Annotated in this window: 11 protein-coding genes and 2 tRNA genes; 2 read left to right on the top strand and 11 right to left on the bottom strand. The window is 46.6% G+C overall.

The annotated features are described in order from the left end of the window. On the bottom strand, positions 1-441 hold a 441-nt coding region (locus H528_RS0108180), incomplete at its 3' end, for an AAA family ATPase (RefSeq protein WP_028845866.1). Between the two features lie 151 nt (positions 442-592). Between H528_RS0108180 and holA the strand changes: the two genes are divergently transcribed. Both holA and H528_RS0108165 read left to right on the top strand, forming a co-directional pair. Further along, complete coding sequence (holA, locus tag H528_RS0108175) at positions 593-1,657, top strand: DNA polymerase III subunit delta (RefSeq protein ID WP_022853832.1); 1,065 nt, start codon at positions 593-595, stop codon at positions 1,655-1,657. A 161-nt stretch (positions 1,658-1,818) separates the two neighbouring features. Further along, on the top strand, positions 1,819-2,478 hold the full coding sequence (locus H528_RS0108165) for a class I SAM-dependent methyltransferase (protein ID WP_022853830.1): 660 nt from the start codon (positions 1,819-1,821) through the stop codon (positions 2,476-2,478). Here H528_RS0108165 and cobA read toward each other — a convergent pair. The 10 genes from cobA to lon all read right to left on the bottom strand — a co-directional run bounded on the left by cobA (position 2,475) and on the right by lon (position 10,476). Then, positions 2,475-3,980 carry a uroporphyrinogen-III C-methyltransferase gene (gene cobA / locus H528_RS0108160; RefSeq protein ID WP_022853829.1) on the bottom strand — a complete coding sequence of 502 codons (1,506 nt, stop codon included), beginning with the start codon at positions 3,978-3,980 and terminating at the stop codon, positions 2,475-2,477. The genes H528_RS0108165 and cobA overlap by 4 nt on opposite strands. After that, on the bottom strand, positions 3,970-4,911 hold the full coding sequence (gene hemC, locus H528_RS0108155; RefSeq protein ID WP_022853828.1) for a hydroxymethylbilane synthase: 942 nt from the start codon (positions 4,909-4,911) through the stop codon (positions 3,970-3,972). Before hemC ends, cobA begins: the two co-directional genes overlap by 11 nt. 9 nt (positions 4,912-4,920) lie before the next feature. Next, positions 4,921-5,145, bottom strand: coding sequence for an FmdB family zinc ribbon protein (locus H528_RS0108150; RefSeq protein ID WP_022853827.1), 225 nt, complete (start codon positions 5,143-5,145; stop codon positions 4,921-4,923). Between the two features lie 12 nt (positions 5,146-5,157). Next, on the bottom strand, positions 5,158-5,526 hold the full coding sequence (locus H528_RS0108145; RefSeq protein WP_022853826.1) for a cyclophilin-like fold protein: 369 nt from the start codon (positions 5,524-5,526) through the stop codon (positions 5,158-5,160). Next, the gene (locus tag H528_RS0108140) at positions 5,510-6,460 is read right to left on the bottom strand and encodes a GSU2086 family protein (RefSeq protein WP_022853825.1); all 951 of its coding nucleotides are present in this window, start codon (positions 6,458-6,460) and stop codon (positions 5,510-5,512) included. The genes H528_RS0108145 and H528_RS0108140 overlap by 17 nt, the downstream gene beginning before the upstream one ends. Then, complete coding sequence (locus H528_RS0108135) at positions 6,450-7,049, bottom strand: D-sedoheptulose 7-phosphate isomerase (protein WP_022853824.1); 600 nt, start codon at positions 7,047-7,049, stop codon at positions 6,450-6,452. The genes H528_RS0108140 and H528_RS0108135 overlap by 11 nt, the downstream gene beginning before the upstream one ends. Positions 7,050-7,064: 15 nt before the next feature. Further along, complete coding sequence (locus H528_RS14320) at positions 7,065-7,835, bottom strand: YdcF family protein (protein WP_022853823.1); 771 nt, start codon at positions 7,833-7,835, stop codon at positions 7,065-7,067. Between the two features lie 13 nt (positions 7,836-7,848). Next, a tRNA-Asp gene (locus tag H528_RS0108125) sits at positions 7,849-7,926 on the bottom strand. Positions 7,927-7,943: 17 nt separating this feature from the next. Beyond that, a tRNA-Val gene (locus H528_RS0108120) sits at positions 7,944-8,018 on the bottom strand. Between the two features lie 43 nt (positions 8,019-8,061). After that, a complete protein-coding gene (gene lon, locus H528_RS0108115; protein ID WP_022853822.1) occupies positions 8,062-10,476 on the bottom strand; it encodes an endopeptidase La in 2,415 nt (804 codons plus the stop codon). Positions 10,477-10,483 lie beyond the last annotated feature (7 nt).

The following is a 10,483-nucleotide window of genomic DNA, read 5'->3' as shown; positions in this document are numbered from 1 at the left end:
CACCACGGTTTTGGTGCCGTATTTTTGTGCAGCCTTTTTGATGAGCTCATAAAAACAGGCCCGGTAATCTTCGGCGTGTTTACAGGTAATTTCTAAGGTTTCCTGGTTTTCTTCAAGAATCAAAAGAATCTGTCTTACCAGGTCATTTTCGTCTTCGATAACTCCCGCACCAAAAGAAACATAGATTACGGGATAGTTTTTAGACCAATCCCAATTGTTTTCGAGGAAAAGCCCCTTAAAGAGCTCGCGTTTGCCCAGAAAGGCCTGACGCAAGGTATCGAGAAAGAGGCTTTTACCAAAACGCCTTGGGCGGGAAAGAAAAAAATACTTTCCTTCGTCAACCAGTTTTTTTACAAAGAAAGTTTTATCTACGTAGTAATAGCCCTCAGTGCGGATTTCCACAAAACTCTGGATGCCTACAGGGAGCTTTTTCGTGCTCATAGAGGCATTATAACAGAAATGAAATTATTGGTTGAATCTTAAAATTGAGACCTTTGCACAATCCTTGAGATCGGTTCCTATTTTTCAGAGCTAAAATGGGATCTCGGAGGAGAAAGTCGACAAAAAAAGCTCCCTGTAATAGCATAATTTTATGCCAATTTTTAAGCGACCACATTTTAAAAAACTTTTAGAGCTTGCGGAAAAAGACCGCATTGCCCCACTTTATTTGTTTTTAGGCGACCTAGAACTAGGGGCTGCTCTTTCTGCACGTCTATTTAAGCATTTAAAAGCTCTTGGCCATTTGGGTGAGGAGTTTTCTAGCAAAGAAATCAAAAATCAATTCCAGGAAAAAATACTCGGGAGCCCTGCCCTTTTTGGAAGAAAAGTTATTTACCTGAAAGATGCCTCAGAGATAATAAACGCCTGTGACAAGTCTTTTTTAGCAAGGCTTGAAAAGAACAAGCAAAGGCTAACCCTGATCCTTGTACTGGAAAGTTTAAAAGAAAGCCATCCCCTTTACGAATATGCGGAAAAACTTGCTGTGTTAATGCCCCTTCCCAAAACACGTGAGCGCGATCTTTTGCATTATGAAATCCCAGAGATCCTGGCTTCCTTCGGCAAAAAAATGGACCGCCAGGCAGCAGAACTCTTGCTAACTCTGGTGGGAGAAGATCTTAATTTTATCACTCTCGAGCTTGAAAAGCTTTCTCTTTATGTTGGAAAGAGACCTGTGATCACCGTTGAAGATGTAAGGGAAGTGGTTACGCCACGGCCTGAAGAAGCCCCCTATCTTCTTATGGAAATTCTTTTTCGCGAAGGCCCAGAAGCAGGGCTTAAGGTTTTGAAGGATCTTCTTTCTCAAAATATCCATCCCTTGGTGGTGCTTGCCACTATTCTTACCTTCCTCAAAAGAATCTACTTGCTAAAGGAAGTTTTTCCTGAAGCCCAAAAAATTCCGCGTGATTATCGTTCGTTTCAAGAACATTATCGCCAAGCCATTAAAAGAACATTTGCGGATAACCCGCCTAAACCTCTGGCAAAGCTTCATCCATACGCCGCCTTTAAAATGCTCCCTATCCTGAAAAAGTTTGATGCCGGAGACTTCCCCCTTATTTTTAAGGCCCTTTCTCAGGTTGATCGCGCCCTTAAAACAGGCTCCCCTCCTGAAGAAGTTTTTTATAAATTTTTTTGTGAATTATCACCTGTTGCCTATTAAGGGGGATCCGTTCCCATTTTTCGGAACGAAAAAAATGGGAACGGATCCCAGGTGTTTTGCAAAATCTTTAAACAATATTTTTCCACAACTCGCTGCAGTCTTCTTAAAACTTGCCAAAGATTTTATTCCCGGATAAAACCCTGCAAAAAACGGAGGAAAATGTGGAACGGATTCTTGAGCCTGAGCTTATGCTTGATGAAGAACAAGCCAAGGCCTATGCCCTGGCTGATTTTTCCGCACCGCACCAGATGTTTGTGGATCTTTTCAGGAAAAAGTTTGGCCCCGAGTTTGCCGGTACTGTCTTAGACCTTGGTTGCGGCCCAGCAGATATAAGTGTGCGCTTTGCTAAAGCCTATCCAGAATGCACCATCATTGGTCTTGATGGCTCCCCTGCCATGCTCAAATATGGCCAAATGCGCCTTGAAAAAGAAGGCCTTACTAAGCGCATCAAACTAATCCTTGGAAAAATCCCAGAGGCTGATTTACCTGAAAAATCATTTGACGCCGTTATCGTAAATTCTCTTTTACACCACTTGCCAGAGCCCCTGGTAATGTGGGAAACCATCAAAAAAGTAGCTAAACCCAAAGCTTACGTGTTTGTGATGGATCTTTTGCGCCCCGAGAGCCAGGAAGCTGCTAAGGAAATAGTCGAAAAATATGCCGCAGACGAACCTGAAGTACTTAAAAGAGATTTTTACCACTCTCTTTTAGCAGGGTTTCGCCCTGAAGAAATAAAAATTCAACTTGAACAAGCCGGCCTTGCGCATTTTGCAATAGAAATCGTCACAGACCGGCATTTTATCGTTTATGGCCGCCTTTAAGCGAAATATTCCACAATAGCCTTAACCAGCCCGGGAATAGTGTATTCTTTTGCTTCTATCTGGGGAGGGAAACCCGCTTTCTTTAAGGTCTCACTGGTAATTGGCCCAATTGAGGCCAAAACCACGCCTTTAAGAAGCGCGGACGCATCATCCCCCAGCATTTTTAGGAGATTTTTCGCGGTAGATGAACTGGTAAAGGTGATGAGGTGAACGCCCTTTTTGAGTTCTTCTTTTAAGCGTTTTGCCTCTTCTTCGGGAAGAACAGTTTGATAAGCCGGCACAACAGAAACATGCGCCCCGGCTTCTTTTAATTTTTGAGGAAGAATCTCTCGCGCCTCAAGGGCCCTTGGAATTAAAATCTTTTTCCCAGCAAGATCTTCCTCAAGAAGGGCTTCCAAAAGGCCCTCTGCCCTAAACTCTTTGGGGAGCAAATCAACCAAAACACCGTAGGTTTTAATTAATTCCGCGGTGGCCACTCCGATGGCAGCAACTTTTAAATTGGCAAGGGTCCTGGCGTCTTTCCCAGCACTAAAAAGCCTTTCAAAAAATATCTTTACTCCGTTTACCGAGGTAAAAATAAGCCAATCATAGCTATCTATGTCTGCAATAGCCTCTTCAAGGGGCCCAAAACTTGGAGGCGGGACAATTTTGATTGTGGGAATTTCCAAACATTCAGCCCCAAGTTCTTCCAACATCTCAAGGAGCTGGCTTGCCTGCTCGCGGGTTCTGGTAACGACGATCCTTTTGGCAAAAAGGGGTTTGGTCTCAAACCAGTTCAGTTTTTCGCGAAGCTTGACCACTTCACCAACCAGGATAATCGAAGGTGGGCCAAGCTTTGCTTCTTCCACCTTGCGCACGATATCAGCCAAAGTCCCCACTACTACCTGCTGTTTAGGAGTAGTCCCCCATCTAACTACTGCTACAGGGGTGGTTTCCGATTTTCCATAGCGGAGAAGGTTCTCGCATATTTTGGGAAGATTTTTCATTCCCATTAAAAACGCAATGGTACCAATGCGGGCAAGTGCTTCCCAATCAATCGCTGAGCCCTCTTTGGTGGGATCTTCATGCCCGGTAACCATGGTAAAAGTGGAGGTGTGCTCCCGGTGGGTAACGGGAATTCCGGCATAGGCAGGTGCGGCAATAGCTGAAGTGACTCCAGGAACTACCTCAAAAGGTATGCCTTCTTCCACCAGGACTTCTGCTTCTTCACCACCACGACCAAATAAAAAGGGATCTCCACCCTTAAGCCTGGCAACTACCTTGCCCTGCTTGGCTTTTTCAACTAAAAGGCGGTTAATCCCCTCTTGAGAAAGGGTGTGATCCCCACCTTTTTTGCCAACGTAGATTTTTTCGGCATCATTGCGCGCCAGAGCCAAAAAACGTGGGTTAGCCAAGTAGTCATAGACGATGACATCTGCTCTTGCTATCAAACGCCTGGCCTTTTCAGTGATAAGCCCAGGATCTCCAGGGCCTGCTCCAATGAGATAAACCTTACCTGCCATTTTGTGCACTCCCGTAAACTTCGTCCAAGATCTCGCGGCCTCCGCGGCCAAGGAGCTCTAAAGCCATTTCTTTGCCAATTTCAGGGGCCTGGCTCAAAGGGCCTTTGGTCTTTTCTTTAAGAATTCTTTCCCCCAAGGGATCAGCAATCAGCGCCTCAAATGAAAGCTCGGCATTTTCAATGCGGGCAAAAGCTGCTAGCGGCACCTGACAGCCTCCTTCCAAGGTAGCAAGAAAGGCACGCTCAGCCGCAACACACACAGCAGTTTCTTCGTCATGTAAAAAAGATAGGCCTTCTTTTAATTCGTCGTCAGCAGCCCTTACTTCAATAGCCAGTGCCCCCTGGCCAATGGCTGGAAGCATTATTTCAGGAGAAATACGTCTTACGCGCGGTTCGTTTATGCCTAAACGAATGAGCCCTGCCTCTGCTACGATAATGGCATCATAAAGCCCTTCGTTTAATTTACGAAGCCGGGTATCCAAATTACCTCTTAAGTTTTCTATCTTAAGATCTGGGCGATAGGCCCTCAGTTGAGCCCCTCGGCGAAGACTGCTTGTGCCAACACAAGCGCCCTTAGGCAAAGAAGAAAGATCATCGCCATTTTGCGCAATCAAAACATCAAAGGGACTTTCCCTTTTGGGGATGATAGCAATCTCTAAGCCCTGAGGAAGCTCTGTGGGCACGTCTTTCATGCTATGCACGGCCAGGTCAATTTCTTCGCGCAAAAGGGCCTCTTCAATTTCTTTTACAAAAAGCCCCTTGCCCCCTACCTTGGCCAAGGGGACGTCTAGGATCTTGTCCCCCTTGGTCTTAATGATCTGGGTCTCAATGGTTATTTCTGGATACTTTTCTTTTATTTTGGCGATAACCCAATTGGTCTGGGCAAGTGCTAACTTAGAACCCCTTGTGCCTACTCGGATTATTTTACGCAAAGAAACCTCCTATTTCCCACAACTGCTGCAACTTGTGGCGGTGCAGCCAGAACAAGCACTACTACCAGAAGCACTTACAAACTTGGCACCACTTTTAAAAGCACAGGCAGACATGATTTTTTCAACCCTTTCGCTGCCACATTTCGGGCACTTAAGGCCTTCTATCTTTCCGCCTAAAACAAGCTCTTCAAAGGTTTCGCCACAATCAGCACAGGTGAACTCATAAATAGGCATAGCTCTCACCTCCTAAGCTTTTTCAACAGTTACCTCGGCACCCTCAGGCACGTGATATAAGTCTTCAAGGGAAGTAATTACCCTTCCGACAATGTTTACCGCACTTGCAGGCCTTATCTCCCCGGGACTGCTAATAGGGGTAGGCCCAAAGAAAAGACAAAGGGCCTTTCCATCAGGCCAGTAGCCAACATCTCCCTTTTCTACCAAATCTTTCGCAGTTTCGTCTAAGGAATGCGTCACAGGTGTTTCAAAGTAAATCTCTTCGCCCCAGAGATGAACAAGGGAAGAAAAAGGCGCAGCCTCCCAGATAGCCCTGGCACAGGCCGTGCCGTTTAATTCAATCTCTGCAACTATGTTTCCAAAATCAAGTTTGAGTTTCATGGGCCAACTCCTCAAGTAACGCCCCTGCAAGCAAGGGAATAAGTATCTCGTGATGCCCGGTAATATGATAACCTTTTCCGCCCGTCATGGTAGGACGGTTGACTACATTAGTCAACGGGCGATATTGCCTAATAAAATCAAAATTAACCGTCACGAATTTTTCTACTTGGTAGCCAAGATTGCGAACCACGGTAAGGGCCTTAAGGAAGACCTCAGGCAAAAGCACTGCCGAACCAGCAAGGAAAAAGACCCCACCTTCAAGCTCGCTTACCAAACGACAAAACAGCCTGAAATCATAAAACGACGCCTCACCAATAGCAGCCCCATTTGCCGTTGGATGTATGTGAACAATGTCCGTGCCAATGGCCACGTGCACTGTTACCGGCACCCCTAGTTCATAGGCCCTGGCAAAAATGCTGTATTCTTTATAAGGGTAGTTTCCTTCGTGAATAAGGCGCCCTAGAGCATACCCGAGGCCTGATTTTTGCCCAAGTTCTGCGGCGCGGTTTAACAACTCCCCTGTTTCTCGCGCCGCACCAAAGCTTCCATCGCGAAGGGCCACAGCAACATCTTCTGAAGTGGTACCTGCCATCGCAAGCTCGGCATCATGCACCATACAGGCCCCGTTAACCATAAGCGCAGAAATGGCCCCGCGCTTCATAAGCTCAATGATAATTGGAGAAAGCCCAACTTTAATGACATGCGCCCCAAAACCCCAGATAACCGGCCTTTTATTGCGAAGGGCTCGCGCCATGTGGCTGGCTATTTCCAGTAAGTCTTTGGCGGCAAGCTCTTTTGGAAGACAGTCAAGAAAATCTCTGAAACTCAGGCCTTCTTTTAGGGGTTTGGCAAGGGCCTCGATGGACACCTTGCTTGGCCGTTCGAAAAGGCTGTAGGTTTTGAGCTTATCAAAGCTAAGAGGTTTAAGCCCCAAAGGCCGCCTCCTCTACCAGTTCGCAAACAAGATGAATAAAAAAGATATGCGCCTCTTGAATCCTGGGAGTCTCACTTGAGGGAACAATTATCAACAGATCAGAAACCTCTCGCATTTTGCCCCCGGTGCCACCTGTGAGGCCAATGGTAAAGAGCCCCAATTTCCTGGCGGCCGCAAGCCCCTTTAACACGTTGGGAGAATTGCCACTGGTGCTAATACCAAGGGCAACGTCGTTGGAGTGTGCCAGGGCCTTTATCTGTTTGGCAAAGACTTCAGAAAAATCATAATCATTGGCTATGGCTGTTAATATGGAAGTATCAGTGGTAAGCGCAATAGCAGGCAGGGGATTTCTTTCAAGGCGAAACCGATTCACAAACTCTGCCGCCATATGCTGGGCATCAGCCGCACTTCCACCATTGCCAAAAATAAGAAGTTTTCCGCGCGAGTTAAGTGACTGGTAAATCTTTGCCGCGGCTTCAAGGATTTTAGAGGATTCTTTTTGCCAGAAATTTCTTTTAACTGCTAAAGAGGCCTCAAGGATTTCATCACCACGACTTTTAAATTCTTTTAAGAAGTCTTTTTCCGCCATGGTCAAGCCCTAGAGCTATAAGTTAAGTGGTATATGATCACGAAGCCAATAAAAAGCAAGACCTAAATACTCATGAGCCGCAATATCGCTATAAAAAAGATTGATAGGCCTTGGCCAAAAATCAGAAAAAGACGGGAACCCAAAACCTTGAGACACCCGGTAGGCGGGATAAGGAATGGGAGTAAGCCCTTCTTTTTTGAAAAGATAAACTGAGCGCGGCATGTGATAAGCCGCTGTTACCAAAAGAAAGGGTTTGTCTTTTAAGCGGCCGCGCAAAATTTTGGCACTGGAAATGGTATCCCGCGCCTTATCAAAGGCTTCGACTTTTTCTACACCAAGTTCTTTAGCTAGAAGCAAAAGATAGCTTGCGCCTTCATGCCCTTTGGCCCCAGCGCCCACAATAATAAGGGGTTTTTCTGGAAATTCCTTGGCAAGACGTAAAGCTGAAAGAAATCTTTTGGCAGTTTCTCCGCCAAGGCGATCAACTAAACCCTGACCTGGTTTATCTGAAATATAGCACGGCAGAAGCACGATAGCTTTGGCCTTTACTAGCTCTTTGTGGGTTGGAATTTGATATTTGTTCTCCAAGGGATGCAAAAGAAGGCGGGGCAAAAAAGTAGCGCAAGAATAAAACGTAAGAAAAGCCAGGACCAAAAAGACTCTTACCTGACTTTTGCGGTAGCGGGAGAAATTAGCAATAAAGGCTAAAAAAAGAAAAATAAAAACCAAGCCCGAAGGCATAACAAGGGCCTGGATTATTTTTTTGAGGGTAAACAGTAGGTCCATAAGGAAAATAAGATGGCGGGGCTGACGGGACTTGAACCCGCGACCTCCGGCGTGACAGGCCGGCGTTCTAACCGTACTGAACTACAGCCCCGCACTCTCTGCTATGTCTGGTGGGCGGAACAGGATTTGAACCTGTGACCCCCGGCTTGTAAGGCCGATGCTCTCCCGCTGAGCTATCCGCCCAGACCGGGGTAAAAAGTAACAAGCCCACCTAGGAATGTCAAGATCAATGTGTGCGAATCTCGCTCCCTTCCTGGGTATCCCCAAAAAGCGCATACGGTGGCACATCGCGAAAGAGCTTATCAGGATCTTTCAGGTCAAGCGCAAGTTTAAGTACTTCGTCCATATGTTCCACCTGGACAATGTCAAGGTCCTTTATGACCTTCTGCGGTATCTCTTTGAGATCCTTTTCGTTTTCTTTGGGAATAATTACGGTTTCAATGTTTCCTCTGCGCGCAGCAAGGAGCTTTTCTTTAAGGCCACCGATAGGAAGCACTCTTCCGCGCAAAGTAATCTCTCCGGTCATGGCCACGGTTCTTTTTACGGGAATCTTAAGCAAAGCAGAAACAATGGCCGTGGCTATGGTTATCCCCGCACTTGGACCATCTTTGGGAATAGCCCCCTCAGGAACATGCACGTGGATGTCTATCCGCTGGTAAAAATCAGGAGGAAGTCCCAGCTGGTGCGCCCGGGAACGCACGTAACTCATGGCGGCCTGAACAGACTCCTGCATAACATCACCAAGCTTTCCGGTGATCAGCAATTTACCTTTACCAGGCATTATCACCGCTTCTATCTGAAGAAAAGCACCGCCTGTCTCTGTCCAGGCTAAACCAGTAGCCATACCCACTTCGTTTTTCTCTTCAGCCATGCCGTAGCGGTAGCGAGGAATCCCGAGATATTTGTGGACTTTGCTAACCAAAACTCTGGTGGGCTTAAAGGCTTTAGGATCTTTAGCCACTTCTTTGGCGATTTTACGGCAAATGGCTGCTATTTCACGCTCAAGGTTCCTTACGCCGGCTTCTTTGGTATAGCGTCTAATTATTTCTAAAATGGCTTTGTCTGAAAAAGAAACTAGCTCAGGAGAAAGACCATGGGCCTCAAGCTGGCGCGGGATGAGATAGCCTTTGGCTATTTCTAGCTTCTCTTCTTCGGTGTAGCCCGGAATTTCAATAATTTCCATACGGTCAAGCAAAGGTACTGGAATCGTATGCAAGGCATTGGCCGTGGTGATAAAAAGCACGTTTGACAAATCATAATCAACTTCAAGATAGTGGTCCTGAAAAGAAAAGTTCTGTTCTGGATCAAGGACTTCTAGCAGCGCTGCCGCAGGATCACCGCGAAAGTCTGTGCCTATTTTGTCTATCTCGTCAAGACAAAAAACCGGGTTAACGGTTCCTGCCTTGCGCATGCCTTGGATAATCTTTCCAGGAAGGGCACCGATATAAGTACGCCTATGGCCTCGGATCTCGGCCTCATCGCGCACACCACCAAGGGAGATACGCACAAAATTACGCCCCATGGCTCTGGCAACCGATTTCGCAAGTGAAGTCTTACCAACACCTGGAGGGCCGACAAGACAAAGGATGGGGCCTTTTATTTTTTTGACCAGCTTTTGCACGGCCAGGTGTTCCAGAATACGTTGCTTGGGTTTTTCAAGACCGTAATGGTCTGCGTCAAGGATTTTTTCAGCTTCGTCAATGTCGATTTTGTCCTTGGTGCGCTCATACCAGGGGATACTAATCAGCCAATCGATATAATTGCGCACCACTGTTGCCTCAGCTGACATGGGCGACATCATCTGGAGTTTTTTAAACTCCCGTCGCACCTTGGCGGCTACCTGTTTGGGCAAACGTTTGCGTTTGATACGTTTTTCAAGATCAGCAAGATCTCCGCGGCCATCCTCACGCTCTCCCATTTCTTTTTGGATAGCGCGCATCTGTTCGTTTAAATAGTAGTCTCGCTGGGTCTTTTCCATCTGCTTCTTGACCCGCTCTTTGATGCGCTGTTCAAGCTTGACGACTTCCATCTCTCCGCGGAGATAACCAAAGACCATCTCCAGGCGCTTGTTCACATTTACCATCTCAAGGAGCCGCTGCTTCTGGGAGAGCTTGAGGTTAAGTACCGCGGCAATGTGATCCGCAAGCCGAGACGGGTCTTTTAAGCTCAATATAGAAGTGACAACCTCTGGTGGAATCTTTTTGTTGATTTTGGTGTATTCTTCAAAAGCCTGATGGCAAAGACGCACTAAAGCTTCGATCTCAGGGCCTGCCTCAATGACTTCAGCCTTAGGCTCAACCTCCACCATGAAAAAGGGATGCCCTGGAAGAAACTTGGTTATCTTAGCCCTTTGTTTCCCTTCAATAAGGGCCTTAACCGTCCCATCAGGCAAACGCAAAATCTGAATAATGGTTCCAATGGTGCCCACCCGGTAGATGTCTTTTTCTTCGGGCTCATCAAGCTGGGCGTCTTTCTGGGCAGAAAGAAAGATTTCTTTAGTCCCGGCCATAGCATGTTCTATGGCCATGATGCTCTTTTCGCGCCCAATGAAAAGGGGCACCAAACGTCCTGGAAAAAGGACAATATCCCGCAAGGGAAGTAAAGGTAGTGTTAGTTGTTCTTTAATCTCTTTCGTATCCATAATCCCT

The sequence above is a fragment of the Thermodesulfatator atlanticus DSM 21156 genome, assembly GCF_000421585.1.
Taxonomy (GTDB): domain Bacteria; phylum Desulfobacterota; class Thermodesulfobacteria; order Thermodesulfobacteriales; family Thermodesulfatatoraceae; genus Thermodesulfatator; species Thermodesulfatator atlanticus.
The sequence above is the reverse complement of the archived record's forward strand: the minus strand, read 5'-3'. Positions and strand labels throughout refer to the sequence as shown.

Bases quoted from the DNA above. Each gene is read 5' to 3' on its own strand.
- cobA (WP_022853829.1), bottom strand. From the start codon at position 3,980: ATGGCAGGTAAGGTTTATCTCATTGGAGCAGGCCCTGGAGATCCTGGG.
- H528_RS0108150 (WP_022853827.1), bottom strand. From the start codon at position 5,145: ATGCCTATTTATGAGTTCACCTGTGCTGATTGTGGCGAAACCTTTGAA.
- lon (WP_022853822.1), bottom strand. From the start codon at position 10,476: ATGGATACGAAAGAGATTAAAGAACAACTAACACTACCTTTACTTCCC.
- H528_RS0108135 (WP_022853824.1), bottom strand. From the start codon at position 7,049: ATGGCGGAAAAAGACTTCTTAAAAGAATTTAAAAGTCGTGGTGATGAA.
- H528_RS0108145 (WP_022853826.1), bottom strand. From the start codon at position 5,526: ATGAAACTCAAACTTGATTTTGGAAACATAGTTGCAGAGATTGAATTA.
- H528_RS14320 (WP_022853823.1), bottom strand. From the start codon at position 7,835: ATGGACCTACTGTTTACCCTCAAAAAAATAATCCAGGCCCTTGTTATG.
- holA (WP_022853832.1), top strand. From the start codon at position 593: ATGCCAATTTTTAAGCGACCACATTTTAAAAAACTTTTAGAGCTTGCG.